Origin of the sequence: Synechococcus sp. CC9616 (assembly GCF_000515235.1) — a bacterium.
In the GTDB taxonomy this organism is placed as follows: domain Bacteria; phylum Cyanobacteriota; class Cyanobacteriia; order PCC-6307; family Cyanobiaceae; genus Parasynechococcus.
Genome location: NZ_KI911558.1, coordinates 617,423 through 643,059, shown reverse-complemented (window position 1 = coordinate 643,059; position 25,637 = coordinate 617,423). Strand labels below are relative to the sequence as shown.

At 58.8% G+C, this 25,637-nt stretch carries 28 protein-coding genes and 1 tRNA gene; 10 read left to right on the top strand and 19 right to left on the bottom strand.

Annotated features, from left to right (window positions below):
- Window positions 1-34: 34 nt before the first annotated feature.
- Window positions 35-445 (top strand): PAM68 family protein, encoded by a 411-nt coding sequence (locus SYN9616_RS0103795; RefSeq protein ID WP_028951934.1) that lies wholly within the window; start codon window positions 35-37, stop codon window positions 443-445.
- Here SYN9616_RS0103795 and SYN9616_RS0103790 read toward each other — a convergent pair whose 3' ends face one another.
- The 10 genes from SYN9616_RS0103790 to SYN9616_RS0103750 all read right to left on the bottom strand — a co-directional run bounded on the left by SYN9616_RS0103790 (window position 446) and on the right by SYN9616_RS0103750 (window position 11,070).
- Window positions 446-3,967, bottom strand: coding sequence for a DNA polymerase III subunit alpha (locus SYN9616_RS0103790; protein ID WP_028951933.1), 3,522 nt, complete (start codon window positions 3,965-3,967; stop codon window positions 446-448). It abuts the gene before it with no gap.
- Between the two features lie 70 nt (window positions 3,968-4,037).
- Complete coding sequence (gene gatA / locus SYN9616_RS0103785) at window positions 4,038-5,498, bottom strand: Asp-tRNA(Asn)/Glu-tRNA(Gln) amidotransferase subunit GatA (protein WP_028951932.1); 1,461 nt, start codon at window positions 5,496-5,498, stop codon at window positions 4,038-4,040.
- A 42-nt stretch (window positions 5,499-5,540) separates the two neighbouring features.
- Window positions 5,541-5,786, bottom strand: a complete 246-nt coding sequence (locus tag SYN9616_RS0103780) for a DUF1816 domain-containing protein (protein ID WP_028951931.1) — start codon at window positions 5,784-5,786, stop codon at window positions 5,541-5,543.
- A 56-nt stretch (window positions 5,787-5,842) separates the two neighbouring features.
- Entirely contained in the window at window positions 5,843-7,000 is a 1,158-nt protein-coding gene (gene rlmB / locus SYN9616_RS16795) for a 23S rRNA (guanosine(2251)-2'-O)-methyltransferase RlmB (RefSeq protein ID WP_369791919.1), read from the bottom strand.
- On the bottom strand, window positions 6,997-7,554 hold the full coding sequence (locus SYN9616_RS18185) for a hypothetical protein (RefSeq protein WP_156918654.1): 558 nt from the start codon (window positions 7,552-7,554) through the stop codon (window positions 6,997-6,999). The genes rlmB and SYN9616_RS18185 overlap by 4 nt, the downstream gene beginning before the upstream one ends.
- Before the next feature lie 9 nt (window positions 7,555-7,563).
- Window positions 7,564-7,989 (bottom strand): ribonuclease III domain-containing protein, encoded by a 426-nt coding sequence (locus tag SYN9616_RS0103770; RefSeq protein ID WP_028951930.1) that lies wholly within the window; start codon window positions 7,987-7,989, stop codon window positions 7,564-7,566.
- Window positions 7,986-8,372, bottom strand: coding sequence for an STAS domain-containing protein (locus SYN9616_RS0103765; protein ID WP_028951929.1), 387 nt, complete (start codon window positions 8,370-8,372; stop codon window positions 7,986-7,988). The genes SYN9616_RS0103770 and SYN9616_RS0103765 overlap by 4 nt, the downstream gene beginning before the upstream one ends.
- Window positions 8,373-8,404: 32 nt before the next feature.
- Window positions 8,405-9,556 (bottom strand): glutamine-hydrolyzing carbamoyl-phosphate synthase small subunit, encoded by a 1,152-nt coding sequence (carA, locus tag SYN9616_RS0103760; protein WP_028951928.1) that lies wholly within the window; start codon window positions 9,554-9,556, stop codon window positions 8,405-8,407.
- A gap of 30 nt (window positions 9,557-9,586) precedes the next feature.
- Window positions 9,587-10,633, bottom strand: a complete 1,047-nt coding sequence (gene trpD / locus SYN9616_RS0103755) for an anthranilate phosphoribosyltransferase (RefSeq protein ID WP_028951927.1) — start codon at window positions 10,631-10,633, stop codon at window positions 9,587-9,589.
- A gap of 107 nt (window positions 10,634-10,740) precedes the next feature.
- Window positions 10,741-11,070 (bottom strand): DUF3288 family protein, encoded by a 330-nt coding sequence (locus SYN9616_RS0103750; RefSeq protein WP_028951926.1) that lies wholly within the window; start codon window positions 11,068-11,070, stop codon window positions 10,741-10,743.
- Between the two features lie 71 nt (window positions 11,071-11,141).
- Here SYN9616_RS0103750 and SYN9616_RS0103745 point away from each other — a divergent pair, with 71 nt between their 5' ends.
- From SYN9616_RS0103745 to SYN9616_RS0103720, 6 genes are all read left to right on the top strand, one after another.
- Window positions 11,142-12,914 (top strand): ABC transporter ATP-binding protein, encoded by a 1,773-nt coding sequence (locus tag SYN9616_RS0103745; RefSeq protein ID WP_028951925.1) that lies wholly within the window; start codon window positions 11,142-11,144, stop codon window positions 12,912-12,914.
- Between the two features lie 69 nt (window positions 12,915-12,983).
- On the top strand, window positions 12,984-13,250 hold the full coding sequence (locus tag SYN9616_RS0103740; RefSeq protein WP_028951924.1) for a hypothetical protein: 267 nt from the start codon (window positions 12,984-12,986) through the stop codon (window positions 13,248-13,250).
- Between the two features lie 59 nt (window positions 13,251-13,309).
- Window positions 13,310-14,023: a peptide-methionine (S)-S-oxide reductase MsrA gene (gene msrA / locus SYN9616_RS0103735; protein ID WP_028951923.1), complete on the top strand. Its 714-nt coding sequence runs from the start codon at window positions 13,310-13,312 to the stop codon at window positions 14,021-14,023.
- Window positions 14,023-14,202 carry a hypothetical protein gene (locus tag SYN9616_RS0103730; RefSeq protein ID WP_028951922.1) on the top strand — a complete coding sequence of 60 codons (180 nt, stop codon included), beginning with the start codon at window positions 14,023-14,025 and terminating at the stop codon, window positions 14,200-14,202. Before msrA ends, SYN9616_RS0103730 begins: the two co-directional genes overlap by 1 nt.
- A 47-nt stretch (window positions 14,203-14,249) precedes the next feature.
- On the top strand, window positions 14,250-14,606 hold the full coding sequence (locus SYN9616_RS0103725; protein WP_037990646.1) for a hypothetical protein: 357 nt from the start codon (window positions 14,250-14,252) through the stop codon (window positions 14,604-14,606).
- Between the two features lie 14 nt (window positions 14,607-14,620).
- Window positions 14,621-14,694: transfer RNA gene (locus SYN9616_RS0103720), tRNA-Pro, on the top strand.
- A gap of 89 nt (window positions 14,695-14,783) precedes the next feature.
- Here the strand turns inward: SYN9616_RS0103720 and SYN9616_RS0103715 are convergent.
- The 4 genes from SYN9616_RS0103715 to SYN9616_RS0103700 form a co-directional block, all read right to left on the bottom strand.
- On the bottom strand, window positions 14,784-15,419 hold the full coding sequence (locus SYN9616_RS0103715; protein WP_028951920.1) for a Crp/Fnr family transcriptional regulator: 636 nt from the start codon (window positions 15,417-15,419) through the stop codon (window positions 14,784-14,786).
- Window positions 15,420-15,613: 194 nt separating this feature from the next.
- Window positions 15,614-16,588, bottom strand: coding sequence for a phosphate ABC transporter substrate-binding protein PstS (gene pstS, locus SYN9616_RS0103710; RefSeq protein ID WP_028951919.1), 975 nt, complete (start codon window positions 16,586-16,588; stop codon window positions 15,614-15,616).
- 124 nt (window positions 16,589-16,712) lie between these two features.
- On the bottom strand, window positions 16,713-16,991 hold the full coding sequence (locus SYN9616_RS15120; RefSeq protein ID WP_037991254.1) for a hypothetical protein: 279 nt from the start codon (window positions 16,989-16,991) through the stop codon (window positions 16,713-16,715).
- Window positions 16,992-17,078: 87 nt separating this feature from the next.
- Window positions 17,079-17,882, bottom strand: a complete 804-nt coding sequence (locus SYN9616_RS0103700) for a 3'-5' exonuclease (RefSeq protein ID WP_037991251.1) — start codon at window positions 17,880-17,882, stop codon at window positions 17,079-17,081.
- 83 nt (window positions 17,883-17,965) lie between these two features.
- Here SYN9616_RS0103700 and SYN9616_RS0103695 point away from each other — a divergent pair, with 83 nt between their 5' ends.
- Window positions 17,966-18,433 (top strand): peroxiredoxin, encoded by a 468-nt coding sequence (locus tag SYN9616_RS0103695; RefSeq protein ID WP_028951917.1) that lies wholly within the window; start codon window positions 17,966-17,968, stop codon window positions 18,431-18,433.
- The gene (locus tag SYN9616_RS0103690) at window positions 18,430-19,158 is read left to right on the top strand and encodes a DUF1350 family protein (protein ID WP_028951916.1); all 729 of its coding nucleotides are present in this window, start codon (window positions 18,430-18,432) and stop codon (window positions 19,156-19,158) included. Before SYN9616_RS0103695 ends, SYN9616_RS0103690 begins: the two co-directional genes overlap by 4 nt.
- Window positions 19,159-19,162: 4 nt before the next feature.
- Here the strand turns inward: SYN9616_RS0103690 and acs are convergent, their stop codons facing one another.
- On the bottom strand, window positions 19,163-21,136 hold the full coding sequence (acs, locus tag SYN9616_RS0103685) for an acetate--CoA ligase (protein ID WP_028951915.1): 1,974 nt from the start codon (window positions 21,134-21,136) through the stop codon (window positions 19,163-19,165).
- Window positions 21,137-21,244: 108 nt separating this feature from the next.
- Between acs and SYN9616_RS0103680 the strand changes: the two genes are divergently transcribed.
- Window positions 21,245-21,904 (top strand): HAD family phosphatase, encoded by a 660-nt coding sequence (locus SYN9616_RS0103680; protein WP_028951914.1) that lies wholly within the window; start codon window positions 21,245-21,247, stop codon window positions 21,902-21,904.
- Here SYN9616_RS0103680 and sds read toward each other — a convergent pair whose 3' ends face one another.
- Genes sds through SYN9616_RS0103660 form a run of 4 tightly spaced genes read right to left on the bottom strand, consistent with a single transcriptional unit; the run spans window position 21,905 to window position 25,620 of the window.
- Window positions 21,905-22,876 (bottom strand): solanesyl diphosphate synthase, encoded by a 972-nt coding sequence (sds, locus tag SYN9616_RS0103675; RefSeq protein ID WP_028951913.1) that lies wholly within the window; start codon window positions 22,874-22,876, stop codon window positions 21,905-21,907.
- Between the two features lie 37 nt (window positions 22,877-22,913).
- Window positions 22,914-23,702: a glutamate racemase gene (murI, locus tag SYN9616_RS0103670; RefSeq protein WP_028951912.1), complete on the bottom strand. Its 789-nt coding sequence runs from the start codon at window positions 23,700-23,702 to the stop codon at window positions 22,914-22,916.
- The gene (locus tag SYN9616_RS0103665; protein WP_028951911.1) at window positions 23,699-24,793 is read right to left on the bottom strand and encodes an N-acetylmuramoyl-L-alanine amidase; all 1,095 of its coding nucleotides are present in this window, start codon (window positions 24,791-24,793) and stop codon (window positions 23,699-23,701) included. The genes murI and SYN9616_RS0103665 overlap by 4 nt, the downstream gene beginning before the upstream one ends.
- A gap of 5 nt (window positions 24,794-24,798) precedes the next feature.
- Window positions 24,799-25,620 (bottom strand): carbon-nitrogen hydrolase family protein, encoded by an 822-nt coding sequence (locus tag SYN9616_RS0103660; RefSeq protein ID WP_028951910.1) that lies wholly within the window; start codon window positions 25,618-25,620, stop codon window positions 24,799-24,801.
- Between the last annotated feature and the right edge of the window lie 17 nt (window positions 25,621-25,637).

Here is a 25,637-nt window from a genome sequence, read left to right as displayed (position 1 = left end):
CATCAAGATCCAATGATCCAGAGTTCCATGTCCTATGGGCGATCAACGCAAAGCGCTGCCCTTTGAGCCGGACAGGGGCAAGACAAAATCGACGTCATCAACTGGGAAAACCCAAGTCCAGGCGTCTCAAGCCATTCCAAAATCCGTGGCCAACCGAATGGCACGGAGAGTTGCCGTGTTCACCGGTCTGCCAACCATTGCTGGGATGGGTGTTTTTGTGGGTAGTTATGTCCTGATCACCCGTGGCATCGCAGACATTGCTCCAGGAACAACCCTTGCAGCATCGGGCTTCTGTTTCCTTTTGGGACTTGGAGGTCTGAGCTACGGGGTTCTGTCAGCCAGTTGGGAGTCCAAGAATGGCACTCTGTTGGGCTTGGAAAACATTCGAACGAATGTTCAGCGGCTACGCAGCTCCATCAGGGCCAAAAAACAAGATCCGTCCTGACTAACCGGTGACCAACTGACCACTGCACCGTGCTGAGAACTGTTCAGATTGCAGAGCACGGCTTGCGGACAAAGGGTCCCTTACACAAAATTGCGATCCAAGTCGCACATACCGAACGGACTCTCCAAGACGAACTGCAGCGATCACTGGAACCTTGATGCCAAGTTCCTCACGGTCTGGCCTGTGCTGCTGCAGGCACTCACGCAGTTTGTGTTGGACGGTGATGTCGCTTGCTTGTTCGCCGGATAACTCCACAAGCAGCAACTGAACATCGTCGATAGCACGGCAGTCATCAATGATCAGTTGCACCCGTTCATCACGTCGGTCGACACCAGCCCAGACAAGGAGTCTGGTTTCAGCAATCAGATGGTCGGAGAGACGGGCATAGCTCTTGGGAAAGACGACGGCTTCGCAACTGCCGGTGAGATCCTCCAATTGCAAGATGGCCATACGATCGCCTTTGCGCGTGGTGACCTGGCGCAGTTCGCTGATCATCGCAATCGCACTCACTTTGGTTTTATCCGGTTGTTCTTCAAGGGAACCGAGACCAATCGGAGCAAGCAGCTTTGCCGGGGCTGTGAGTTGTTTAAGGGGATGATCCGATAGGTAGAAGCCGACAAGATCCTTCTCGAGACGCAGCTTCTCGGCAGGGGGATAGTCGGCAACAGGAGAGGCCTTGGGAGCCAGGCTCAGATCAGCCGGACCGTCATCATCCTGCGTTGAACCTGCCATCAGATCAAACAGGTTGCCCTGACCACTATCCCGATCCTTCGCCCTTGATGATGCCCAATCAAGCAGAAGATCCAGATCAGCCATCAACTGGGCGCGGTTGCCACTGTGATCAAGCGCGTCCAAAGCACCGCAGTGAATCAAGGCCTCAAGGCCACGTCTGTTAAGTGCGGAAGATGACAATCGATCGCAGAGATCAGCCAAGGAACGGAAGGCCCCACCACACTCTCTCTCTGAGATCAATTGGCGGATCGCTCCATCTCCGAGATTTCGAACGGCCGAGAGGCCGAACAAAATACGTTCTCCGGTGGGAGTGAAATCAATTCTCGACGCGTTCACATCGGGCGGCAGCACTTCAATCCCCATGGCGTTGCAGTTGGAGATGTAGCGCTGAACTTTGTCCGCAGCCCCAGCATTCACCGTGAGCAAAGCTGCCATGTAAGCCACGGGATAGTGGGCCTTCAGATATGCCGTTTGATAAGTCACCGCTCCATAAGCAGTGGAGTGGCTTTTGTTGAAGCAGTACTCAGCAAAGAGAACCATCTGATCGAACAATTCATCAGAAATCGACTCGGCAACCCCTCGTTCTGATGCCCCTTTGACGAAAATTCCACGATGCTTCTGCATTTCGGACACCTTTTTCTTGCCCATTGCTCGGCGCAGCAGATCGGCCTGACCCAGGGAGTAACCAGCAAGATCCTGGGCAATTCGCATGATCTGCTCCTGGTAGACCATGATTCCGTAGGTCTCACTGAGGATCGGTTCAAGAGTGGTGTGGGCGAAGTCGATCGCCTCGCGTCCGTGTTTGCGGTTGATGAACTTGGGAATCAGCCCTGCATCCAATGGACCGGGACGGTAAAGAGCAAGGATCGAGGAAATGTCCTCCAGGGATGACGGCTTGAGATCACGGACGATCTGACGCATGCCACTGGACTCAAGCTGAAAAATACCCTCGAGATCCCCCCGTGCGAGCAAGGCAAAGGTATCGGGATCCTGGGGGGGCAAGCGGTCTGGATCTACCCGTTCTCCACTGCTCACCTCTACCAGCTCAAGAGTTTTGTCGATCATCGTGAGGTTCTTGAGCCCCAGAAAATCCATCTTCAGAAGACCCATCGACTCCACGTCCTCCATGAAGTACTGGGTGATCACCTGACCATCGTTGTTGCGTTGCAGCGGCACCAACTCGTCGAGAGGATCAGCTGCGATCACCACACCGGCGGCGTGAACACCAAACGTCTTGTTGGTACCTTCGATTCGCATCGCCATATCGACCCAGCGTTTCACCGTCGGATCGGATTCGTACTTTTCGCGAAACTCAGGATTTGGAGACTCCGAGCCGATCATCGCCTTGAGTTTTGCTGGCTTCCCACGAACCACTGGAATCAGTTTCGCCAGCCTGTCTGCATCGCCATATGGAATGTCCAGCACGCGGGCAACGTCCTTGAGCACAGCTTTGGAGGTCATCCGGTTGAAGGTGATGATCTGTGCAACCTTGTCTTCCCCGTAGCGCTCCGTGACGTAGTCGATCACCTCGCCTCGGCGCTCGATGCAGAAATCGGTGTCGATATCTGGCATCGACTTGCGCTCAGGGTTCAGGAATCTCTCAAACAAAAGGCCATTGCTCACTGGATCGATGTTGGTGATTCCAAGGGCGTAGGCCACGAGTGACCCTGCAGCGGATCCCCGTCCAGGACCAACTGGGATGTTCTGCTCTCGTGCGAAGCGGATGTAATCCCACACCACCAGGAAATAGGTGGGAAAGCCCATCTGCTCCATGATCTGCAATTCATGGGCCATGCGATCGGCATACAGGGGATCGATCGCTGAATCAGCGTTCAACTCCAGGCGATCGCGCAAGCCCTGCTCGGTGACCTCTCGCAGGTACGTCACAGCAGTGTGACCCTCTGGGATCGGGAATCTCGGCATCTGATAGTGGCCGAGGATGTCGTACGCCTCCACTTTCTCAGCCACCTTGACGGTGTTGGCGATAGCTTCCTCGACAACCGTTGGCTCCAAGTGATCGGCGAAGAGACGTTTCATCTCCTCTTCACTCTTGATGTATTCGGTGCCGGTGTAGCGAAGTCGTTTCTCGTCGCTGATCAGCTTGCCAGTCAGCACGCAAAGCAAGGCGTCATGGGCCTCAACGTCCTGCTTGCTGAGGTAGTGGGCATCATTTGTCGCCACCAATTCGATTCCAAGTTCACGGGCGATTTTGACGATCTCGACGTTGACAATCCGATCTTCCGGAGAGCCATGATCCTGGATCTCAAGATAGAAATCCTCTCCAAAGATGTTCTGATACCAACGCGCCACATCACGGGCAACTTCAGGCCTACCGCGAAGAATCGCTTGTGGGATCTCCCCTCCCAGACAGGCCGTCGCCACGATTAAGCCCTCGCTGTATTGCTTGAGGAGATGCTTATCAATGCAGGCACGCGAAAAAATTCCACGGCCACGCATGCCTCGCAGATGACTGATGCTGGTTAGCTTCACCAGATTTCGGTAACCCGTGGCGTTCTTGGCAAGAACAACCAGGTGATAACGCTTTTCCTTTTTTTGCTGCGGATCGTCGATTGAGCCATTGATCACGTACATCTCATTGCCGATGATCGGCTTGAGATCGGTGCCTTTGCACAACTTCAGCAACTCGATGGCGCCGTACATGACGCCGTGATCGGTTAGCGCAACGGCAGGCATTCCCAGCTGCTGAGCCCGCTCCACCATGCCAGGCAGCTGCGATGCCCCGTCCAGAAGGCTGTAATCGCTGTGGTTATGGAGTGGTACAAAAGCCATAGCCACAGCCTAGGACCCTACGCAAGATCAAGCGTGAGCCCTGACTAGCTGGCACCACATCTGGTGCCGGTTAGGGAATCAAGGCCGCGGATGGGCGTTGTGCTTCGACCCCCGCAGCCTGTTCGTACTGATGGGCCACCTGAAGAATCCGAGCCTCCTCGAGCACGTTGCCGATCAGTTGTACCCCGATTGGCAAACCAGCACTGCTGAATCCACAGGGAACACTGATGGCTGGCAAGCCTGCAAGATTCACCGGAATCGTGAGCAAGTCAGCCAGATACATGGACAAGGGGTTGTCTGCGTGGGCACCCGCGAGGAAGGCCGTGGATGGAGCCGTCGGCGTCAGCAGAACATCCACGCTTTGGAAGGCCGCATCAAAGTCGCGACGGATCAAGGTCCGCACCTGCTGAGCTTTTTTGTAGTAAGCGTCGACGTACCCAGCGGAAAGGGCGTAGGTGCCGATCAAAATCCGACGCTGCACCTCAGCGCCAAATCCCTCGGCGCGACTGCGGGCCGTCATGGCTGCCAGGGACTCCGCATCGGCAGCTCGATAGCCGTATTTGACGCCGTCGTAGCGGGCGAGGTTGGCCGACGCCTCTGAAGGCGCGATCACGTAGTAAGTCGCGATGCCATCGGTAAAGCGAGGACAACTCACATCCACGAGCTCAGCGCCGAGAGACTCCAACTGAGAGGCCGCCGCCATCACGGACTGCTTGACCTCAGGATCCAGGCCCTTGGCCTCAAAGCACTCGCGAATCAGACCAACCCTCAATCCCTGAACCGATTGATTCAGCCCGGAGATGTAATTGGGAACAGGAACGTTGAGACAGGTGGAATCACGCGGATCAGGACCGGCCATCACCTGTAGAAGCTCCGCAGCGTCTGCAACAGAGGATGCGAACGGACCTACCTGATCAAGAGAGCTGGCAAACGCGACAAGCCCCCAGCGACTCACACGTCCGTAGGTGGGCTTGAGACCCACCACACCGCAGAAGGAGGCGGGCTGTCGAATCGAGCCTCCGGTGTCGGAACCGAGGGCCGCGATGCACTCTCCAGCGGCTACAGCGGCCGCACTTCCCCCGGAACTCCCGCCAGGAACATGATCTGTGTTCCAAGGATTAGCCGTGGGGCCAAAGGCAGAGGTCTCGGTGGAGCCGCCCATGGCGAACTCGTCCAAGTTGGTCTTGCCCATCAACACGGCGCCGGAAGACCACAGCCGCTCGGTCACCGTTGACTCATAGGGAGGCACAAACGTCTCCAGCATCCGACTCGAACAGGTGGTGCGAACACCGCGGGTGCAGAGGTTGTCTTTGATGGCCAGGGGAACTCCGGCCAGAGCGCCGAGCTCTTCGCCTGCTGCACGGGCGGCATCAATACGATCGGCATCGGCCCGCGCCCGATCGGCCGTCAGCTCCACAAAGGCATGGATCTGGGCATCAACGGATTGGATGCGCTCCAGTTGCTGGTCCACCAGCTCCCTGGACGACACCTCGCCATCCAGCAGTTGCTGACGCCACGCGCTGATGGTCATCTCCGAAAAACGGACGCTGCGGCGACGCTATCAGTCGTCGGTTCAGCCGTCGGCGGCGATGGTGAGGGGTTCTCCGCGCCGTGTGCGCAACACGGTGTGGTTCATCGACGACGGCTGTTCTGAGCCGATGTCCTCAAGAAATTTTCCAAGTTCTCGCTCCAGTCCCCGACGCGTGACGAAGGGGCCGAACCAGTAGGTGACGTCTGGACCTTCGGTTTCCACCCTGGCCCACCAGGCCATGCCGAGTCCGTTGGCGAGACTGCGCAACGGCCGGATCAGAGGACTCATGCAACCGAGGATTCTTCCCGGCATTTTGCACGGCTGAGGGCGAATGCGCTGTTAGATCAAGACGATAGTTGGATGCTCTGATCAAACCGGATCGAGGTGCTGTCGGGCGGTTGACTGAGATCCAAAGCAACCTCTGGCAACTCAGCGTCTGAAGCATCGTCGAGAGGCAGATTTTGGTTTTGGACAGGCTGTTGGTTTTGATCAGGTTGCTCTGACGCAAGAGGCTGTTCTGACTCAGGAGGCTGTTCCGATGCAAGAGGCTGTTCCGATGCAAGAGGCTGTTCCGATGCAAGAGGTTGTTCTGATTGGGATGGATGTGTTGATGGATCGATTTGTTCTGATGAATCGGTCTCTTCTGATTTGAGCGGCTGTTCTGACTGAGAAGGCTGTTCTGACTGAGAAGGCTGTTCTTGCTGAACAGGCTCATTAACAGGTGCTGTTTTCGGCCTGGTCATCGGGGGAGACGGTGCCTGACCATGAATGTCCTTCATCCAGCCACGACGGGCCACTTCGTAAACGCACAGTGCTGTTGCCACAGAGGCATTCAGGCTGGGGGTGACGCCGCGCAGTGGGATCCGAACCAGATGATCACAGTGGCGACGGGTGAGCAAAGAAAGGCCCTGGCTCTCGGAACCGGTCACCAAGACCAGCGGCCCCTCCAAGTCCACGTCAAGCAATGTCGTATCCCCTTCTGATGCAAGACCAATCACGCGATATCCCGAGTCTTTGAGTTTCTCGAGCGATCGATTGAGATTGACAACCCTGGCCACCGGCATGTGCTCAAGTGCACCCGCTGCAACCTTGGCGACGGAACCGGTCAGTCCTGCACTGCGGCGCTGAGGGAGAACCACTCCATGGGCTCCCATCGCTTCGGCGGAACGCACCACAGCACCGAGATTGTGAGGGTCAGTGACGCCATCGAGGGCCAGCAACAGCGGAGCCTCACCGAGTTCCTTGCAACCGTTGATCAGGGAGTCGAGATCAAGGGTGTCTGCAGCGGCCGTCTGCAGGGCAATTCCCTGGTGCACCGAACCACCTGTGACCTGACCAAGACGGGCCCAGGTGACCTCCTCAACAAGAACGCCCGAGCTTTTGGCATCACGGAGAAGCTGCAGGAACTTGGCTGCGCTGCGCATCTCAGGAGTGCACCAGATGCGATGAATCGGGCGGCCGGATTCCAGGGCCGCCAGGCTGGCGTGGCGGCCCCAGATCAAATCGTCGGGTGGTGGTGTCGCTGCAGATGCTTCCGGCTCGAGCTCACGCTGCTGACGCGTCCCAGGCAGCGGTTGGCGGTCCTGAATCGAGCGCGACCGCCCTTCCTGGCGTGAATCACGCCCTCCACTGCGAAGACCTGTACGTGGGCCTGAACCCCACTCTGTGCGCGATCCCGGCCGAGAAGCTCCTGGGCGAGATGATTCGGCACGCATCGGGGAACGCGATGGTTCAGAGCGAGATGAGCTGCCGCGGGAGGGACCAGTTCGCGATGGGCCAGTTCGCGATGAGCCAGTTCGTGATGGGCCATTCCGGGATGGACCGGGTCGGGACCGATCGAATCGCCCCGAGCCCTCTTCGCTGTCCCGTCGACGCTCAGACCTCTCGCCGCGAGGCTGATCACCCGGGGGATTCCAGTCCCGCCGCCATTCACGACGTCCACGATTGTCGGATTCGGATCTTGAACTTCCACCCATGCGGCGTCTGTCGTCCCTCTGGGGACGCCCATCGCGGCTGGATCGCGGATCACGTGAGGGACCGCCGGAACGACGTTCAAAACGAGGACTCATGGGGTTTCGAAGCGTTGTTTCGACGGTTGTTCGGTGCTTTCGAGACGATCCAATAGCTGCGCAAGGCGCTCTGGATTGTGTAAAAACAGCCAGCCAACCATTGTCTCAAATCCAGTGGCCTGTCCATACGTCGCTGCATCGCTTCGACGGGGTCCTCGGCCGGCGCGGTTGCGGCCACGACGAACCAAATCCCTTTCCTCGTCGTTGAGCCAGGGATCGAGCCGTTCAAGCGCGCCGGCCTGAGCATCGGCTCTCACTTCTGCCACAACGGCACGATGCAGATCTTCTGAGCGTCCAGGTTGTCGGCAATGGCGCAGGCGCTGATGCAGTTCCCAGACCGCATCTCCAAGCCAGGCAAGCTGGAGAGGGCCCAGATCAGAGGACCCTGCCGAAAGCGGTTGGCCTCGGATCCAGTCGCTCAAGCAGCAATCTGACTGAGCGCCGTCGGCAGGTCATTCGCCAGATGCAGAAATTCTTCGAGGCGAACAAGTTTCACGGTCTGAGTCACCCTCGAATTACCAACCACCGCAAAGGTACGTTTGGCGTCTTTGCAGAGTTTGGCGATCTGAACAAGGGCACCAAGACCGGAGGAGTCGAGGAAATCAATCTTGCTCAGATCAAACACCGAAGCCAATTTGCTGGCCTTGAGTACATCGCCTACGTAGTCCATGAACTGCTTCTCGGAGTAAGCGTCCAGCTGACCGGTGAAATGAAACACCAGGCAGCCGTTCTTCTGCTCGAAGCCGCCGCGGAGCGAGACGGTCAGTCGCTGCAATTCGCTGATGGGATCAACCCCTCCGGGCATTCACGCACGGAGTGTAGGGATCTTGGCGACCGTCAACCACGCCCAGAGCGGCGTTCCCCCATCAATGCCGCAAATCTGGCGAAGTGATGGTCGGCATCATGCGGGCCTGGACTGGCCTCAGGGTGATATTGCACCCCGAAAACTGGCTGATGACGATGCGCGAAGGCTGCAACGGTGCGGTCGTTGAGATTCCAGTGCGTGACATCCAGGATGTCCTCTGGCAGAGAGGTCGCATCCAAAGCGAAGCCGTGATTTTGGCTGGTGATCTCGACCTGTCCTGTGGTTCCACATGGATGGTTGAGGCCGCGATGGCCGTAAGCCAGCTTGAACGTGCGCCCTCCAAGGGCTAAACCCAGAATTTGATGGCCAAGACAAATGCCGAACAGGGGAAGGTCGGTTTGGCCCAAGAGTTGTTTGGCCAATGAGATGCCTCCGTCTACAGCGGAAGGATCGCCCGGACCGTTGGAGAGGAAGACGCCATCCGGTGATTCACGAAGGACATTGCTCAGATCGGAATTTGCAGGGAGGACGGTTACATCGCAGCCATGGGCCACAAGACGATCCAAAATCGCCCGTTTGATCCCGAAATCGATTGCTGTAACGCGGTAGGGACGCTCAGGTTTCGACTTGAGGCGCTGATCGAAACCGACGCGGGAGGGTGTTGACCAGGAATAAGGCGTTCTGGTGCTGACTTGATCAGCAAGGTTGAGGCCCTCCATGGACGGAGCCCGACGGAGTTCAGCCAATAGCTCGGCTGGGGCGCGTCCATCACTGCTGATCACCCCGTTCATTGCACCGCCCTCACGAAGATGGCGAACGAGGGCGCGGGTATCGACGCCGCAGATTCCCACAACGTTGTGGTCCGCCATCCACTGGTCGAGGGGCTGCTGACAGCGCCAGTTGCTTGGCCTCGGTGCCAGTTGACGGGCAATCACGCCACGGGCATGGGGGTGCTCCGCCTCCTGATCCTGGGGATTCACCCCGGTGTTTCCCAACTCCGGATACGTGAAAGTGACCAGCTGACCGGCATAACTCGGGTCCGTGATCACCTCCTGATATCCCGTCATTCCCGTGTTGAACACCACCTCCCCGACCACAGAGCCGCGGTGGCCAAAGGAGCGGCCTCGGAGCACAGTGCCATCTGCCAGAACGAGATGAGCTGCAGCGGACGATGAGTCAGTCATCAGCGCTGTCCGATCAGAAGCGATGTGTCTTCATTCTCCATTTTCATCGGCCAGGGCGACACGCAACGCCTCGAGGCGTTGCCAGGGAAGCCCATTCCCGATCACATCCAAAGCCTGCTGCACAGCCTTTGTGAGATCCATTTCCCGACCCGCAGCCCAGAGAACCAGGGCCGTGTTGAACGCCACAACATCAATCTGAGCGCGGCTGCCTCGCCCTTGAAGCACTGAGCTCAGGATGTCCTGATTGGTGGACAGGTCTCCGCCCTGGAGAGCCTCAAGCGGCGCCTGCGTCAGACCCACATCTTCGGGCGCGATCGTTCTTGGGGTGATGACCCCAGCTTCAATCATCTGCACTTGGTTCGGGCCGGCAAGGGAGGCCTCATCCAGCCCACCAGCGCCGTGCACCACGATCGATCGCTGGACTCCCAGGTCACGCAAAGCTCCAGCCATCGGCTCCAGAAGCTGCTCACGAGCCACCCCTAAAACCTGAGCCTGGGGACGGAGGGGGTTGACCAACGGTCCCAACAGGTTGAACACCGTGCGAACACCAAGGCTGCGTCTTAAGGGCGCCAGATTCACGAGAGCTGGATGCCACGCCGGAGCAAAAAGAAAGGTGACGCCTGTTGTTGAGAGGGCCTTGACCACGGCTGTGAGAGGTGCATTGAGCTGAAGACCAAGGCCCTCCAGAACATCGGCAGAGCCCACCTTGCCGCTGGCACTGCGATTGCCGTGCTTGGCCACCGTCACGCCACAGGCCGCCGCCGTGAATGCCACAGCTGTGGAGATGTTGAAGGTGTCGGCACCATCACCACCGGTTCCGCAGGTGTCGACCATCAGGAGATCGGGGCGCTCGCAGGGAAGCGGACATGCCTCACGCAGCACAGCTGCCATCGCTGCAAGTTCCTGCGCGACCATTCCTTTGGCTCGCAGGGCGGTGAGAAAGCCCCCGGTCTGAACTGGCGTGAGCTCCTCGGCCAGCCAGGCATGCATCAGGGCAGTGGCCTGCTGTTCACTGAGATGATCACCCTCGATGACGCTGTCGAGTAGTGCTGGCCAGGACGGGCGATCAGAGGACATGGCGACGGACCGGTGACAGAAAAAAACCCGGGTGCAATGCACTCCGGGCCGGGTGATGGGGACATCTCCACTATCACCCAAAACGTCAAGTCGTGACCAGTGTCCGTTCAGCTGCCCTCCGTCTCACTCGTATCAAATCCCGAGCCAACCGCCTCATCACTGGCTTGGCCTGGGCGATACCCATCTGCCCACAGACCTCTCACCCGCGTGTTGAGCTCTTCACGGCTGAGTTTCCAGATCGACAGAAGCCGTTGCATATCCCTCTGAAGATCATCAGCACCGGGGAATCCGTCGTAGCGGATCAACAGACGCGCCAAGTCGGCCAGGTCACCATCCTGCGGCGAGTCTCTCGCCAGCAAGCGATCAAGATGGTCTCGATCGCTTGCTTCCAGGGGATGACTCTGAGTCGAGGCATCCGTGGACTCTGCTTCAGGCATTGGACGGAGCTGTGCTGCTGACAGCTTGATGCAGTTGCCTGATTAGGTTGGCGCTCCTCCTGGTTGACGCCGTGGCCGCCCTGCGCCTGGATCTGATCGGCCGCTATCTGCGCCCCCACCGGCGCACCGTGCTGCTTGGGGCGATCGCCCTTGTAATAGTCAACCTGCTGGGGGTGACGATCCCCATGGAGGTCCAGAAGGCCGTCGATGAGCTCCAGGGGGGATTTGCCTATCAGAGGGTGTTGACCCAAGCCGCCTGGATCGCACTTCTGGCCAGCGTGATGGGGGTGGTGCGGCTGATTTCCCGACAACTGGTTTTCGGTGTCGGGCGTCAGGTTGAGGTGGAGTTGCGGCAGCGACTGTTCGACCACATGCTCAAGCAGGAGCCTGCTTGGGTTCAAACCACCGGCAGCGGTGAGGTGATCGCACGGGCGACAAGCGATGTTGAAAACATCCGCCGTCTGCTGGGATTTTCAATTCTCAGCCTGACCAACACCGCCCTGGTGTACAGCGTCACCCTGCCGGCGATGCTGGCCATCGACCCCGGTCTCACCGTGGCGGCCGTTGGTCTTTACCCAGTGATGCTGGGCTGTGTTCGGCTCTTCGGCGGTCGGATGATGCATCAGCAGCGTCGTCAGCAGGAAAATCTGGCGACTCTGAGTGAATTGATCCAGGAGGACCTCTCCGGGATCGGCGCGATCAAGATCTACAGCCAGGAGACATCCGAACTGGCGGCATTCAGCGAGCGAAATCACAACTATCGAGACAGTCAGATCCGCCTCGCACGAACGCGCAGCACCCTATTCCCTCTGCTGGAGGGGATTTCCTCCATTTCACTGCTGCTGTTGTTGTCCCTTGGCAGCGGGAAGCTTGAGTCCGGCGCGCTCAGCACAGGAGGGCTGGTTGCCCTGATCCTTTATGTGGGACAGCTGGTGTTCCCCACAGCATTGCTCGGGTTCACGCTCAACACCTTCCAGATCGGCCAGGTGAGCCTCGAGCGGGTGGAGGAACTGCTTCAGCGCGTCCCCCTGATCCGGGATCAGCAGCCCGCTTCGTCCCACCAGCCCGTAACCACCTTGAGTGACCGACTGCAAGGGAGGCTTGAAGCCAGAGGACTCAGAGTCCGTTACGAGGGTGCCGAGCAGGACGTCCTGCTCGGCGTGGATTTCTGCATCCAGGCCGGAGAACTTGTTGCCGTGGTTGGCCCGGTTGGCTGCGGGAAGACAACTCTGGCGAGAGCCTTCGGCCGCATGGTGCCTGTTGAGCCAGGACAGTTGTTCCTCGATGGGATGGACGTCACCAGCCTGCCGCTGCAGACCCTCCGCCATTCCATGGCGATGGTGCCGCAGGAAGGATTTCTGTTCACCAGCAGCCTGGCGGACAACCTGCGCTACGGAGATCCCGAGGCCAGCGATGAACGGGTTGAGAGCTCAGCAGAACAGGCACGTCTCGCCGACGATGTGCGCGGATTCCCCGATGGCTTCCAGACCATTGTTGGAGAACGAGGAATCACCCTCAGCGGTGGGCAGCGACAACGAACAGCCCTCGGGCGGGCACTACTGGTGTCGTCTCCTGTTCTGATCCTGGATGACGCCCTTGCCAGTGTCGACAACAACACGGCTGCTGCAGTGCTGGAGTCGATTCGCGGACAGCAGGGGCGCACCATCGTGATGATCAGCCATCAGCTATCCGCCGCAGCGGCCTGCGATCGAATTCTGGTGATGGAAGCAGGCAGAATCGTTCAGCAAGGTCATCACAACGATCTGATCAGAACCCATGGCACCTATCAGCGTCTCTGGGAACGCCAGCAGGCTGCTGAACAACTTGATGCGGTGGCATCCTGAAAGAGTTGCGAACCTTGCCGGACAACGCAAGCGTGTCCGTCTTAGCTGAACCCCCCGTCCTCTCAGCTCATGACCAGCAGCAACCCTTTCACCGTCCGCTGCACACTCACCTTCGGCGATATCTACGGCCAGGTGCTGGCGTGGATGGCCGTGATCTTCGTGAGCCTGGCTGCAGGACTGGCACTGATGGGATCGTCGCGACCGCTTTTTGCCCTTGTGGGAGTCGGACTGATCCTGGTTCTGAGCCTGCCCTTCCTGCTGTTTGCGTTTGTGACCACTCTGATCAATCACATCCAGGTGGAACCAACACAGGCCCCCCGTCCGCAAACCGAATGATCACAGCGTCTCGGCATCTCAACAGAGCTGTCTAGGCTCCTGAAATCAGCCGATTGAGCATGTTTCCGTCCTGGCTTTCACCCTCCAGCGGCACGGTCGACATGAGCGACGGTCGCCATGCCGTGCTGGGGACTCCCCTGAGATCTCCTTTGCTGAGCGACCAGGAAGAAGCGATTTTTGCCTGTGGGTGTTTCTGGGGGGCCGAAAAGGGGTTCTGGAGACTGCCCGGCGTCGTGACCACTGCCGTGGGATACGCAGGAGGGGAGATGACCGACCCCACATACCAGCAGGTGTGTTCAGGCCGCACCGGCCACACTGAAGGGGTACGGGTTGTGTGGAGCACTCCTGCCATCGATTTTTCCGATCTGCTGAAACTGTTCTGGGAATGCCACGACCCCACGCAGGGTGATCGACAAGGAAATGACAGCGGCAGTCAGTACCGATCGGCGATCTACACGACAACAGAGCGGCAGATGGCACTGGCTCTCGCCAGCCGCGAGTCCTACCAGGACCAGCTCAACTCCGGTGGATACGGTCCGATCACGACGGAGATCAAGGCTGATCAAACCTTTTATTTCGCAGAGCCATATCACCAGCAGTACCTGGCGAAACCTGGGAGCCGTCCCTACTGCTCAGCGATGCCAACCCAAACAGCTCTTGCCGACTTCGAGGGTGCGGACTACAAACTTCCAACGTCGGTCTGGAACCAGTACGACTGGTCGATCAGTCACTGTGTGCTCCGCAGCGACAACACACCCATCTCATTGAGCTGATGCAGGGGCTGTCGGATCGCACGGTGATCCTGGCGATGGTGCTCACCTTGTTCCTGGTGTTCGGATTGATTTTTACGACAAGAGCTCCAGACCGATCGGGACCTGCGCATCTGCTCTGGCGGGACCAAGCGCCTGCTGTACCATCTGCCCCTGAATCCTCGGGAACATTGCGGATCTGACCACCCGCTGCAGGTGACGTCTCAAGATGATGGCATCGTGATGGTTAATGAGCGATGGGCTCGCCCGCGTGAAAGCACCGGAGAAGCGAGAACCACGTCATCAGCTGCATCCACTTCCGCGGGGGCTTGTCGAGCTTTACGGACTGATCGCTGTGCTCGTTGTGCTGATACCCGAGTGGCTGGCTGAAGGAACCCTCACCCTTGGCAGCGCCGCCACAACGGATCACCTGCCCATGAGTTCACGGGCGTGGAAAACACTCCCCGAGTTACGGCTTGCCTCGATGAACCTTCTGGAGCTTCGCCGGCTGGCCAGACAGTGTCGCCTTTTCGGCTATGCCTCTGACAACAGGGACCGTCTCACGGTTCGCCTGTTGACGCGTGCCAGACGCCGCAATTCACTGTGATAGCTTGATTCTGACGGGGCGTAGCGCAGCTTGGTAGCGCACCACTTTGGGGTAGTGGGGGTCGTGGGTTCAAATCCCGCCGCTCCGATTCAACCGTCGATTTCGCTCCTCAAATCACCCGACATGGAGCAGAGCCGGCGAAACACGCCGGCTTTTTTGTGATCACTCAGCGAAGTATCATCGCTGAGGTAGGTGGGAGATCACCAGACAGCGCTCAGCATCGATCTTGAGCCAACCCTCTTCACGCAGAAGACCAAGCACGCGAGTGACCGTGACGCGCGTGGTGCTGAGGGCACTGGCAAGCTCCTGGTGCGTGAGACGCACATTGAGTTTCAGGCCATCTTCACAGGGCTGGCCGTAATCCTGTGCCAACAACTCCAGAAACCCCCGTAAGCGATCTTCAACGCGGCGAAGTCCGAGCAACGCCAACAGCGATTCGGCCTGTCGATAGCGAGCAGCGATGGCATCCATCATGGCGAGTGCCAACTCTGGGGATTGCTGAATATCAATCGTTGTCAGGCAGAGCAGATCGCAGTTCGTCAGAGCAACTGCGTCGTAGGCCTCCACCGTGCTGAGGGATTCACCAAATGGCTCACCAGGACCAACAAGTCCCAGCAGGAGTTCGTCGCCATGAACTGAGACGGCACCAAGTTTCACCATGCCGCGAACAACAAGCCAAATGTTGTTCCTCAGAAGAGGAACAACACTGCCTGCAGTGAGATGAACGAGGTTGCGTCGTTGATAGTTGCTCTCCAGGAGATCTCTGAAACCATCTCGTCGGTCAGAATGTTCTCGGGAAGGAAGCGCAACCATGAAGTCATCCTCTCAGATACGAGAAGTGTATGAAGGAGAAGTTGACTACAAGGCAAATAAATGATGTTCAACTGGTTAAAGCTTTACTAAGCATTGCTCAAGAGATTGTCAAACACCATGTTTCTTTCTTGACAAAAAAAAGGGAGCGCAAGCTCCCCTTTCTTTCAAGCTGGCCAACAGGCATCAGCAACTACTCATTTGCCGATCTTCTTCACAGCAGCCTTGGACTTGGCCAGGATGTCGCCCTTAAGGGGGACAAAACCAAGGCTGGGTGCCTGGTTCTGAGCCTTCGAGCTCAGCATGTAGTTGAAGGCATTTTGAACCACCGAAGCATTGGCACCGTTACCGGTCTTGTAAGCAAGCACCCACGTGAGCGTCGCAATTGGGTAAGCACCCTTCGCAGTCGGGTTGGGGTTCTTGCCTGCCAGATCCTTGTCCAGCTTGATGCCGTTCAGGGCCTTGGCGCCAGCAGCCACGGAGGGCTTGAGGAATTCACCAGACTTGTTCTGAAGAGCAGCAGCGACAACCTTGCCCTTGATGTAGGACTGGTTCAAGTAACCGATTGCACCTACGCGGTTCTGGATCACACCGGCGACACCAGAGTTACCTTTCGCTCCGACTCCTGAGGGCCACTTCACAGACTTTCCAGTTCCCAAGGTCCATTTGGAGGAGAACGCCTCCATGGAGTTCGTGAAGGCCTTGGTCGTGCCGGAACCATCGGAACGGTGCACCCAGGTGATGGCGCCAGGTGCACAGCCGAGATCCTTCCAGTTCTTGATCTTGCCCATGGCGACCAAGACAGCCTTCTCCTGGGTCAGCTTCAGGTTGCAGCCAGGCTTGTTGTATCCGAAGGCAATGGTTCCACCCACCATCGGAATCTGAACCACTCCTCGCTTGACCTTGGCCATATCTTTCTTCTTCATCGGATCATCCGATGCACCGAAGTTGACGGTTTGATCAATAAAAGCTTTGCGTCCGGAACCTGAACCAACAGCCTGATAATTAACCTGAGGTCCACCGGACTTAGCCAGCTCAGCGAACCAGCGCTGATAAATCTTGGCGGGGAAGGATGCACCAGCTCCGTTCAGCTTTCCAGCGGCGGAGGCGGACATGCCAGCCCCGAGGACGAGCACGGAAGAAACGAGAAGAGCCTTCTTAACGAAGCTCATGGCAGGCCTGGGAAAAGATCGACCTACCAGGAGTAGCTAAAAGCAACAATCTTCGTCGTTAGGAAGAGTTTAAGAGCGGTTAATCACTTGGTAGAATGAAGATGAATCCTTCATCAATCAAGTTTCAGCAAGCATTGTCATCTCTGTGAGAATGCGGAATTCGATGCAATCGAGTTGCCACGGAGTAGGAATCAAGCCATCGGTTAACGCGGCGACGATGCGTGGCTGGCACTTCTTCAATCAGCTGCGAGAGCTCAACCGCCCCCAAACGCCGCAGTGCACGGACGTCCACATGCCAGAGAGCTTCAGCCTCACGAATCAGACGAGCCCAGGTGCGTACCTGCTGCCAATGCCGCAGACGCGAACGAAGGGGTCGTTGCTGGTGGTGAATGAAAGCCGCCATGACATCAGACTGATGACACAGCGGCGCAACTCTGAAAAACAACGCAGTGGCTTCGGAGAGATGAAGCAAAAGCAACGCCCTGCCTGCTCAGGCAGCCAGCTGCTCCGAAGGAGGCTCCACGCCAACAACAGAAAAAGCAAGCTCTGATGCCTCGCGTTCGCTCAGACGACGTGTCCAAGCACCTTTGACGGGATCATTCCAACGAAATCCCGCATCTTTGGCGAGGTGTCGATTGTCGTAGGACACCTGGGCCCGCATCAACTGACGCGGTTCAAGCCCCCTGAGCAACAGGGTCTCCAGATCATCGCAACGGCGAAACACTTCGGCCAGGTAAGTGCAGTCGGTCAGGGCACGATGAGCTGCCCAGACAGGGATGTCATAGGCCAAAGCAAGATCACGGACAGACGGACGACTGCGCAATTGCCGCTCCGCGGGCCAACGAATGTCCTCCATCGTGCAAAGCCAGGGTTGTTGCACGACTGGGAGCGGATCAATGCCGAACCACTGGCGATCAAACTCTGCGTTGTGAGCAACAAGAACATCAGCGGCGGCAATCAACGACGTCAGGTAGCCAAGGGCCTCACGCCATGGTTGAGGCAACTGAGTCACGGAGGCGGGGATGCGATTGATCGGCTCAGCCGCATTGCTCGACACCGGCAGCAGAAACGACTGCTGGGCAAGAACGGCGCGATCCGGCACGGAGAACAGAATCGATCCCACTTCCAGACATTGGTTTTCGGAGGGATCAAGTCCGCTGGTTTCGGTGTCGATGATCAGCAGGCTGTTTGGGACCAGCAGGGTGCTTTGGGCCGGCACAGACCCCGATTCCTGGGTTGGCCCCGAAGAAGACTTCAGCGGCTGACCACTCAGCAGATCCAGTTGCTCACCCATCTCGAACGGTCCTCCCTGCACCGATTCTCCCGCGTCAGGCAAGGCGCATGATCCCTAGGCTCGACCATCTCCACAACGTTGTGATGGCACTCCGGGTCGGTGATCGTCTTCCCTCCTTCAGCCTTCTCGATCAGGACGGTGAACGTCGTTCAAGCGACGATCTTGCCGGACGTCCTTTGGTGTTGTTCTTCTATCCCAAGGACGACACGCCCGGCTGCACGATCGAAGCCTGCAGTTTCCGGGACAATCACTGCGCTCTGAACGAACTCGGGGCAGTGATCTGGGGCGTGAGTGCTGACGATGCGGTCAGCCATCGACGCTTCGTCACCCGCCACAGCCTTCCTTACCCACTGCTGTGCGACACGAACAACGCTCTTCGTCGATCACTGGGAGTGCCAAGAGCGATGGGGTTGCTGCCTGGCCGAGTCACTTACGTGGTGGACGGTGAAGGCATCATCCGGCACATCATCGAGAATCTCCTGGACGGGCCCGCCCACGTACGGGAGTCCCTGCGCGTGCTGAACAACCTCGCCGCAGCACCAGCGGCATGAGTAGCTGGCGTCAGCAGGGAAATCTCTGGCAACTCCGGCCCAGCCGACCTCAGGCACTGGTGGAGTTCATCGGCGGGAGCTATCTCGCAGCAACACCTCAGGTGAGTTACAGGCGCCTGCTGGAGGACCTTGCCCAGCTCAATCTTGCAGTACACGCCTGGGCGTATGTCCCAGGATTCGATCATCAGTCCCAGGCTCGCCAGGCCTGGACCGAGCTGCGCGAAGCTCGACGTCGCCTTGTCGAACGCAGCGGATACCTCCCCCCCTCTCTACGGCTGGGGCACAGCCTCGGTTGCAAACTTCTGCTGCTAGCTCCCGACGGAGGGCGAAGTAGCAAAAGCCTTGTTGCACTCAGTTTCAACAACTTCGCAGCGGACCGCTCCATTCCGCTTCTGGGTGACCTGGCACCACGGCTCGGGGTGGAAACGGAATTCAGCCCGAGTCCCAGGGAAACCCTGCGGCTGATCAGCCGACATTATTTGCAGCCTAGCAATCTCGTCGTGCGTTTCGGCCGTGACGACCTCGACCAGAGTGATGAGCTGATCGAGGCACTTCGACAGCGTCCGGAGGATGCCAGCGAATTTCTGCAATTGCCGGGAGACCACCTGACCCCAGCCAGCGCGGGCTTACGCCGCAGTGTTCTGGGTGATTGGGCGGATGATCCAAAGCGGGTGACGGCGATGCGACGACTCACCACCACCATCAGAGATCAGGCATTGCTCTGATCCATCACGCCCGCAGGCGATCGAGCACGGAGCGATCCTCCAGGGTGCTGGTATCCCCACTCACCTCCTCTCCCGCTGCCAGAGACCGAAGAATCCGACGCATGATTTTTCCGCTGCGCGTCTTGGGCAGGGCATCGCTGCAGCGGATTTCATCTGGGCGAGCGATCGGTCCGATTTCTGAGCCGACATGAACCCTGAGCTCCTTAACGAGGGCGTCACTGGCCTCCCGGCCCGATTCGAGGGTCACGAAAGCCACGATCCCTTCACCCTTGAGATCATCGGGGCGGCCAACAACAGCGGCCTCAGCCACAGCTGGATGGCTGACGAGGGCCGATTCGATTTCCATCGTTCCCAGCCGGTGGCCAGACACGTTGATCACGTCATCGACACGACCCATGACCCAGAAGTAGCCATCCGCGTCACGGCGAGCGCCATCGCCTGCAAAATAGAGATAGGAGCCATCCGCTGGGCGGATGTGCTCCCAGTAACTCTCGCGGAACCGTTGCGGGTTGCCGTGCACAGTGCGCATCATTCCCGGCCAGGGGGCACGCACCGCCAGGTAGCCGCCTTCATCCTCAGCACAACTGTTGCCTTCGGCATCGACGATGTCGGCCTGAATGCCTGGCAGGGGCAACGTTGCCGACCCCGGCTTGGTGGGGGTCGCACCGGGAAGCGGGCTGATCATCACGCCACCGGTCTCCGTCTGCCACCAGGTGTCGACGATCGGGCAGCGATTCGCTCCGATCACGTCGCGATACCACATCCAGGCCTCTGGATTGATTGGCTCACCGACGGTTCCAAGCAGTCGCAGGCTGCTCATGTCGTACTGATCCGGCACCTCACGACCACTCTTCATGAACGCTCGAATCGCCGTTGGCGCGGTGTAGAAGATCGAGATCCGATGCTTCTGAATCAGCTCCCAGAAAGCGCCGGGCTTTGAGGGGCGAGGTGCCCCTTCGAACATCACCGTAGTGGCCCCGTTGGAGAGGGGTCCGTAGACGATGTAGCTGTGGCCAGTGATCCACCCCACATCCGCCGTGCACCAGAACACGTCGTCATCACGGATGTCGAAGATCCACTGGAAGGTGAGATGGGCCCAAAGGTTGTAACCAGCCGTGGTGTGCACCACCCCCTTTGGTTTGCCTGTCGAACCTGAGGTGTAGAGCACAAACAGGCGGTCTTCACTGGCCATTGGCTCGGCCGCACAGGCTTCTCTCTGGCTGTCAACCAGCTCGTGCCACCACTGGTCACGACCAGCCACCATCTCGACGGGTTGTTTGGTGCGCTGCACCACCAGAACCGAGTGCACCGTGGGGCAGGCGCCATCCGCCAAAGCGGCATCAACAGCGGGTTTCAGGGACACGGGTTTGTCCTTGCGAAAACCGCCGTCCGCGGTGATCACCGCCTTGACCTCGCCGTCGATCAAGCGGTCCCGCAGAGCTTCTGACGAAAAACCACCAAACACAACGGAGTGGGGGGTGCCGATGCGGGCACAGGCGAGCATCGCAATGGCTGCTTCGGGAACCATTGGCATGTAAAGCGCCACCAGATCACCTTTGCCGAGACCCAACGCCTTCAGCGCATTGGCGGTTTTGCACACCTCAGCGTGCAGCTCGCGATAGCTGAATCGACGCACATCTCCCGGCTCTCCCTCCCAAATCAGGGCTGTTTTATCGGCTGTAGGACCGGAGAGATGGCGATCAAGACAGTTGAACGAAAGGTTGGTGGTCCCGCCTTCAAACCAGCGCGCGAAGGGGGCATCGCTCCAGTCCAGGACGGTGTGAAAGGGTTCGAACCAATGCAGCTCGCGGCGAGCAGCATCACCCCAAAAGCGATCTGGATCGAGCTTGGCCGTCTCCGCCAACTGCCGATAGGCCTCCAGACTGCCGACCCGCGCTTGAGCGGCCAGATCAGCAGGCGGGTCAAACACCCGTCCTTCCTGAAGCACACTCTCGATCGTCGTGTTGGCGTCTGTCACGGCAGCCGTCTATCCCATGCTCGCTGGTCAGGGTAGGAAGATCGAAGCCAGCCACCCCTCACTCGTTGCAATCCGTCGGCAAGGGGCAGAGGGGCTTGACTAAGAGGCATGAGCAACCGCATTCGCCCTGCTGCCTGCCTGTTCGACCTGGATGGTCTGCTGCTCAACACCGAGCCGCTTCATGGTCAAGCCTGGGCAGAGGCAGCGGCTCATTTCGGAGGGCATCTAAGTGGAAATCACCTGCTGCAGCTGAGAGGTCGTCGCCGTCAGGACTGCGCAGAACAAGTGGATGCGTGGCTGCCGACATCAGTCGGCAGCGAGGCTCTGCTAGCGGTTCAGCAGCCGATCGTGAAACAACTTCTGCCGAAGGCTGAAGCGATGCCGTCCGCGGAAAACCTGATTCGTCACTGCCAGAAGGACAACATCCCCATGGCTTTGGTGACCAGCAGCAGCCAGGAATCCGTCGCCTTCAAAAGCGGCCCCCATCCTTGGCTGGGACTGATCAAGACACGAGTCCACGGGGATGACCCTGCACTGACGGCTGGCAAGCCTGATCCGGCACCGTTTTTGCTGGCAGCCCGACGACTGAAGGTCGATCCCAATGATTGCTGGGCTCTTGAGGATTCACGTGCTGGTACAGCCGCGGCGCTGGCAGCAGGCTGTCGGGTCTGGGTCCTGGATCGCGCTGAGGGTTGTGATCCCCTCGAGGCCGAGCCCTGTCACATCAGCAATCTGGGCACAGTTCTGGATTACCTGATCAATCCGTGATCAATACAGACGGCTGAGCACGAAATCAGGAAGCTCCATCAGGGCACGTTTGGAGGGGGAATCAGGCAGCCAGGCGATCGCCTCTCTGGATTCACGAGCAAACGTTTCTGCCAGTTCGCGGGTTCTTGGGATTGCTTTTGAGGAACGCACCATCGAAAGAGCCTGGTCGAGATCTTGATCTCCACTGAACTGGCGATCGATCAGAGCCTTGAGTTCTGGATGCTCCTCCATCGCATAAAAACAGGGAGCCGTGAGATATCCACTGGCCAAATCACTGGCCGCCGGCTTGCCCAGCTGCTGTTCGCTGCCTGTGAAGTCCAGGATGTCGTCGACAACTTGGAAGGCGAGCCCAAGCTGGCGCCCGAATTGATAAAGACCATCGAGTTGGACCTCACTGCAGGCGCTGAGTACACCTGCGGCGCGCGAGCTGTTGGCGATCAAAGATGCCGTCTTGCAGTAACTCTTTTCGAGGTATGTCTCAAAACTCTGTCCGGTTTCGTAGCGGTACAGGCCTTGCTTCACCTCACCATCAGCAAGATCCATGATCACGCGACTCAGAAGCTTGACCACATCGAGGTCGTCAAGATTGGCGAGGTGCCAGCTGGCCTGAGCAAAGAGAAAATCGCCAGCCAGGACGGCGACTCTGGCGTCAAAACGGCTGTGCACGGTTGCAACACCGCGACGCGTTGAGGCCTCATCCACTACGTCATCGTGGACTAGCGAAGCCGTATGGATCATCTCCGTGATTTCAGCCAGGCGGCGGTGACGGGCCGACAACTCGCCATCACTGGCGAGGGCACGGGAAATCAGCAGGACAATGCCAGGGCGAATTCTCTTGCCTCCGGCACTGAACAAATGTTCAGCGGCAGCCTGAAGAATCGGGTGGCCCGCACCGATGAGGCTGCGCAGATCACTAAGCAGGGTCTCGAGGTCGTTTTCAACCGGTGCTAGCAGCTCGGTGACGGTGATCATGAGTCCCTTTCGCGCCGCGATCCTAGTGGCCTTCTGTTCAGGACTGCAGCTGCACCAACTCAACCCGTGGACGCTCACCCAGCCACGGAGCGGCTCGATCGCAAAACCCCTCAGGATCAGCCGTGACGCAGAGACGGCAGAGCTTCAAGCAGTCAGCGCTTTGCTTCCTTGCGGAGGGTGGTCCCAGCAGGGCATCCAGTTGATGCGTCACACCGAGAGCCGGATCAATCAATCGCACGTCCTCAGGAAGGATCTGACGCATCAGCGGCGCGAGCAGCGGGTAATGACTGCAGCCGAGCACGATGGACTGCACGGAATTCGCCATCAGTGGCTCGAGGTAGGTCTCAACCGCGCGACGCAACTGATCACAGTGCAGATCACCCCGTTCAATCAGAGGGACAAAATCCGGGCAGGCCTGTTCGAGAACCTGCGTCCCGGGATGCAGCGCTTCGATGCTGGTTCGGTAGGCACCCGATGCAACCGTGGCGGCGGTTGCCAGGACACCAACGCGCCGTTCCCTCACCATCGCTGATGCCGCCCCAATCAGACCGATCACTGGAACTCCCGCCTGACCTTCAGCGACATCCCGAGCCAGGGCGTTGGTGGTGTTGCATGCCATCACCACTGTCGTCACCCCTTGCTGTCGCAGCCAGCGCACCACTTCCACCGCGATCGAACGGATCTCCTCCGGGGATCTGCAGCCATAGGGGACCCTGGCCGTATCTCCTAAATAAATGCATCGCACGGCTCCATGACGCTCCAAAATGCGGCGCAGAACGGTGAGTCCACCCACCCCACTGTCAAACAGACCGAGTACAGAGGTCACTTCACTTCGAATATGAGGTAGTTGAGAATGCCGGCGGCGATGGCGAGGGCAAGACGTCGACGATGATCCGCGCGTGCCAGACGAGGAGCATCGATCTGTCCAGTCACAAAACCCATCTCCACAAGCGCCGACGGCATGGTGGAGCGCCGGATCACAAAAAACCTTCCACGCCTGACGCCGCGGTTGGGTGTACCCGGCGAGACCGCCATCAGCTGCTGCTGCAGATAAGAGGCCAGACGACCGGAACGCGGATCCGAGAAAAAGAAGGTCTCGATGCCGTTCACATCGGGCCGGCTCATGCTCAGGGCATTGGCATGAATGCTCACCAAGGCCGTGGCAGCAGAGCGGTTGGCCAAGCTGACCCGGGGTGGAAGATCCACATCGATCTCTGATGTACGCGTCATCCGTACATCCACTCCGCGAGCTCGCAGCAGTGCGGCCACCTGCAATGAAACGTCGAGCACCACATCGGTTTCACGAAGACCGCCGATACCGACGGCTCCGGGATCAGGGCCTCCATGGCCGGGATCAATCACAACGCGATAACGACCTTGCTTGACCGTGGGCAGACCCGCTGGATTCACAGGAACCCGGCTGGGAACAATGCGGCTGGGGGGTCTCCAGGCGGTGCTTCTTCCGGTGAGATCACCCTCTCCCAAATCGTCGAGACCGCGGGTGGGCAACCCCTGGAATCTCAACTCCCAACGATCCGGTGAGGTACCGCGCAGTTTCAGCTCGGAGGGCTGCAGCTCAACCCCCGGCTGGAACTCCACCACCAGACGCGTGGAACCTGGCCTTGGTTTGCCAAGGCGAATCTCCTTGATCGCGCCACGGCCCACCAACTTGCGCGGAAACCTCAGCTCCCCAGGGAAATCAATCCAAACGCGGGTTCCGCGTCCGTCGCTGGGCTGCTGATAAAAAGCCTCAAGACGGGCATTACGACTGGTGCGCAGCTGCAGAACACCCTGCTCGGTGAACGCCCAGGCAGCCAGAGCACTGGCGGCACGCGCTGGAAGCGTGACAGCGAGCATCTGGACCTGCAGGGCCGCTGCCGCAACCAGCGTCCATCGACGGGACCATGGGGCCAGCATCCCGATCAGAACAAGGCCGGTTGCCGGTGCCTCAGGCTCGGCATCTGCTCCCGGACATGACCGACATGGGAGACATTCACCGGCGCAATAGCAGCTCCAGGTTGGACGCCTGCATCGGCAAGAACGGTGCCCCATGGGTCGATGACCATGGCGTGGCCATGGCTCTGGCGCCTGCCGTAGTGAAGGCCGGTTTGCGCAGGGGCCAGCACGTAGGCCGTGTTCTCAATGGCACGGGCTTGAAGCAGCACTTGCCAATGGTCCTTACCCGTGAAGGCTGTGAACGCGGCGGGAATCATCAACAGATCGGCCCCTGAACCAACGAGATGTCGATAGAGCTCAGGGAAGCGCACGTCGTAACAGATGGACACCCCCAGTCGACACAAACCCGGAACGTCCACCACGGGCGGAAGAGTGGTTCCAGGGGTCACCGTTGCCGATTCCTGATAAGTGTTTCCGTCCGGCAGGTCAACGTCAAAGAGGTGGATCTTGTCGTAGCGGGCCAGGATCTGGCCGTCCCGGTCCACAAGTTCGGCGCGATTGAGGGTTCGCGATCCATCACCGACGGGAACAGGGAAGCCACCTCCCAGAAGCACCACCTGGTAGCGGCGGGCCATGGTCACCAGAAAACGACTGCACTGCTCAGCCAGGCTTGGAGCCAGCTCCAAACGGCGTGAATCGTCACCCATGAAGGAGAAGTTCTCAGGCAGTCCGACCAGTTCTGCTCCTCGCCTGGCAGCAAGGTCGATCTGTTCCTCAGCCGCTGTGAAATTCCTGTCCGGATCCTGACCGCTGGTGAGCTGAATGGCAGCCGCGAGGAAATCAGTCACGACATCAATTCGCTGGG

Bases quoted from the DNA above. Each gene is read 5' to 3' on its own strand.
- SYN9616_RS0103795 (WP_028951934.1), top strand. From the start codon at position 35: ATGGGCGATCAACGCAAAGCGCTGCCCTTTGAGCCGGACAGGGGCAAG.
- SYN9616_RS0103790 (WP_028951933.1), bottom strand. From the start codon at position 3,967: ATGGCTTTTGTACCACTCCATAACCACAGCGATTACAGCCTTCTGGAC.
- gatA (WP_028951932.1), bottom strand. From the start codon at position 5,498: ATGACCATCAGCGCGTGGCGTCAGCAACTGCTGGATGGCGAGGTGTCG.
- SYN9616_RS0103780 (WP_028951931.1), bottom strand. From the start codon at position 5,786: ATGAGTCCTCTGATCCGGCCGTTGCGCAGTCTCGCCAACGGACTCGGC.
- SYN9616_RS0103765 (WP_028951929.1), bottom strand. From the start codon at position 8,372: ATGCCCGGAGGGGTTGATCCCATCAGCGAATTGCAGCGACTGACCGTC.
- carA (WP_028951928.1), bottom strand. From the start codon at position 9,556: ATGACTGACTCATCGTCCGCTGCAGCTCATCTCGTTCTGGCAGATGGC.
- trpD (WP_028951927.1), bottom strand. From the start codon at position 10,633: ATGTCCTCTGATCGCCCGTCCTGGCCAGCACTACTCGACAGCGTCATC.
- SYN9616_RS0103750 (WP_028951926.1), bottom strand. From the start codon at position 11,070: ATGCCTGAAGCAGAGTCCACGGATGCCTCGACTCAGAGTCATCCCCTG.
- SYN9616_RS0103740 (WP_028951924.1), top strand. From the start codon at position 12,984: ATGACCAGCAGCAACCCTTTCACCGTCCGCTGCACACTCACCTTCGGC.
- msrA (WP_028951923.1), top strand. From the start codon at position 13,310: ATGTTTCCGTCCTGGCTTTCACCCTCCAGCGGCACGGTCGACATGAGC.
- SYN9616_RS0103730 (WP_028951922.1), top strand. From the start codon at position 14,023: ATGCAGGGGCTGTCGGATCGCACGGTGATCCTGGCGATGGTGCTCACC.
- SYN9616_RS0103725 (WP_037990646.1), top strand. From the start codon at position 14,250: ATGAGCGATGGGCTCGCCCGCGTGAAAGCACCGGAGAAGCGAGAACCA.
- SYN9616_RS0103715 (WP_028951920.1), bottom strand. From the start codon at position 15,419: ATGGTTGCGCTTCCTTCCCGAGAACATTCTGACCGACGAGATGGTTTC.
- pstS (WP_028951919.1), bottom strand. From the start codon at position 16,588: ATGAGCTTCGTTAAGAAGGCTCTTCTCGTTTCTTCCGTGCTCGTCCTC.
- SYN9616_RS15120 (WP_037991254.1), bottom strand. From the start codon at position 16,991: ATGGCGGCTTTCATTCACCACCAGCAACGACCCCTTCGTTCGCGTCTG.
- SYN9616_RS0103700 (WP_037991251.1), bottom strand. From the start codon at position 17,882: ATGGGTGAGCAACTGGATCTGCTGAGTGGTCAGCCGCTGAAGTCTTCT.
- SYN9616_RS0103695 (WP_028951917.1), top strand. From the start codon at position 17,966: ATGGCACTCCGGGTCGGTGATCGTCTTCCCTCCTTCAGCCTTCTCGAT.
- SYN9616_RS0103690 (WP_028951916.1), top strand. From the start codon at position 18,430: ATGAGTAGCTGGCGTCAGCAGGGAAATCTCTGGCAACTCCGGCCCAGC.
- SYN9616_RS0103680 (WP_028951914.1), top strand. From the start codon at position 21,245: ATGAGCAACCGCATTCGCCCTGCTGCCTGCCTGTTCGACCTGGATGGT.
- sds (WP_028951913.1), bottom strand. From the start codon at position 22,876: ATGATCACCGTCACCGAGCTGCTAGCACCGGTTGAAAACGACCTCGAG.
- SYN9616_RS0103665 (WP_028951911.1), bottom strand. From the start codon at position 24,793: ATGCTGGCCCCATGGTCCCGTCGATGGACGCTGGTTGCGGCAGCGGCC.